Source organism: Streptomyces sp. URMC 126, from assembly GCF_051386555.1.
In the GTDB taxonomy this organism is placed as follows: domain Bacteria; phylum Actinomycetota; class Actinomycetes; order Streptomycetales; family Streptomycetaceae; genus Streptomyces.
This window is the reverse complement of record NZ_JBPQTX010000557.1, coordinates 1-2,237: the sequence shown is the minus strand read 5'-3', so window position 1 is coordinate 2,237 and position 2,237 is coordinate 1. Positions and strand designations below refer to the sequence as shown.

The window sequence follows — 2,237 nt, the reverse complement described above, 5'->3', positions numbered from 1 at the left end:
GCACCGACCCCGCCCCCCTGCTGCCCGACGAGGAGCCGTACCGGCTGCTGGGCACCCCCGCCGCGGACGCCCTGGATCCGGAGCTGCTCCGGCTGCTCCACGGCCACCTGGTACGCGGGCGTCGCTACAACACCCAGGCCACCGCGCTCACCCGGCAGGGCCGGCTGGCCGTCTACCCGTCCTCGACGGGACAGGAGGCATGCGAGGTGGCCGCGGCCCTGGCCCTGGAGGACCGCGACTGGCTCTTCCCCAGCTACCGCGACACCCTCGCCGCCGTCGCCCGCGGCCTCGACCCCGTCCAGGCCCTCACCCTGCTGCGCGGCGACTGGCACACCGGCTACGACCCGCACGAGCACCGCGTCGCCCCGCTGGCCACCCCGCTCGCCACCCAGCTCCCGCACGCCGTCGGGCTGGCGCACGCCGCGCGGCTCAAGGGGGACGACGTCGTCGCCCTCGCGATGGTCGGCGACGGCGGCACCAGCGAGGGCGACTTCCACGAGGCGCTGAACTTCGCGGCGGTATGGCGGGCGCCGGTCGTCTTCCTGGTGCAGAACAACGGGTTCGCGATCTCCGTACCGCTGTCCAAGCAGACGGCCGCCCCCTCCCTCGCCCACAAGGCCGTCGGCTACGGCATGCCCGGCCGCCTGGTCGACGGCAACGACGCGCCCGCCGTGCTGGAGGTGCTCACCGAGGCCGTCCGCAGGGCCCGCGCGGGCGGCGGGCCCACCCTCGTCGAGGCCGTCACCTACCGTCTGGACGCCCACACCAACGCCGACGACGCCACCCGGTACCGCAGCGACGCCGAGGTCGCGGCCTGGCGCTCGCACGACCCCGTGGAGCTGGTGGAGCGAGAGCTGGTCCGGCGCGACCTGGTGGACGGGGAGGGTCTCGCCGCCGTCCGGGAGGCGGCCGAGCGCATGGCCGCCGGCCTGCGAGAACGCATGAACGAGGAACCCGTCCTCGATCCGATGGAGCTCTTCGACCACGTCTACGCCCGGCGGACCTCGCGCCTGCGGGAACAGGCCGAGCAGTTGCGCGCCGAACTCGTGGCGGCCGGGGCCGTCGACGGCGACGGGCGGGACGGTCGGGACGGGCAGAACGGTCGGGTCGGACGGGACAGCCAGGGCGGGCGGGACGGCCAGGGCGGGCGGGACAAGCGGGAAGGAAGGGACCGATGACCACAGCGGTCGCCGCGACGGGCCGCAAGCCCGCGACGATGAGCCAGGCCCTCAACCGGGCCCTGCGCGACGCCATGGCCGCCGATCCGGCGGTGCACGTCCTCGGCGAGGACGTCGGCACCCTGGGCGGCGTCTTCCGGATCACCGACGGGCTGGCGAAGGAGTTCGGCGAGGACCGCTGTACCGACACGCCGCTGGCCGAGGCCGGCATCCTCGGCACGGCCGTCGGCATGGCGATGTACGGGCTGCGCCCTGTGGTCGAGATGCAGTTCGACGCGTTCGCCTACCCGGCGCTGGAACAGCTCATCAGCCACGTCTCCCGGATGCGCAACCGCACCCGTGGCGCCCTCCCCATGCCGATCACCGTCCGCATCCCCTACGGGGGCGGCATCGGGGGCGTCGAGCACCACAGCGACTCGTCCGAGGCGCTGTACATGGCCACCCCCGGTCTGCACGTCGTCACCCCCGCCACGGTGGCCGACGCGTACGGGCTGCTGCGCGAGGCCATCGCCTCCGACGACCCGGTGATCTTCCTGGAGCCCAAGCGGCTGTACTGGTCGAAGGCCGACTGGGAGCCGGACAGGCCCGAAGGGGTGCCCGGCATAGGCACCGCCGTCGTCCGCCGGCGCGGCACCTCGGCGACCCTGATCACCTACGGGCCGTCCCTGCCGGTCTGCCTGGAGGCGGCCGAGGCGGCCACGGCGGAGGGCTGGGACCTGGAGGTCGTCGACCTGCGCTCGCTGGTCCCGCTCGACGAGGAGACCGTCTGCGCCTCGGTCCGCCGCACCGGACGGGCGGTCGTGGTGCACGAGGCGACCGGGTTCGGCGGACCCGGCGGCGAGCTGGCCGCCCGGATCACCGAACGCTGCTTCCACCATCTGGAAGCACCCGTGCTGCGGGTGACCGGCTTCGACATCCCGTATCCGCCGCCGATGCTGGAGAAACACCACCTGCCCGGGGTGGACCGCGTGCTGGACGCGGTCGCCCGGCTCCAGTGGGAGGCCGACTGGACTTCCCCGGGGAGCGACCCCGGGGGCTCACGGGGGAGCGCCTTGGGGG

At 74.5% G+C, this 2,237-nt stretch carries 2 protein-coding genes; both read left to right on the top strand.

Translation table 11 applies throughout. The features are described from left to right. Positions 1-1,178, top strand: a 1,178-nt coding sequence (locus ACSNOK_RS32645; protein ID WP_436784410.1) for a thiamine pyrophosphate-dependent dehydrogenase E1 component subunit alpha, incomplete at its 5' end; no start/stop codon positions are given. After that, on the top strand, positions 1,175-2,237 hold a 1,063-nt coding region (locus ACSNOK_RS32640), incomplete at its 3' end, for an alpha-ketoacid dehydrogenase subunit beta (protein WP_436784409.1). The genes ACSNOK_RS32645 and ACSNOK_RS32640, both read left to right, overlap by 4 nt.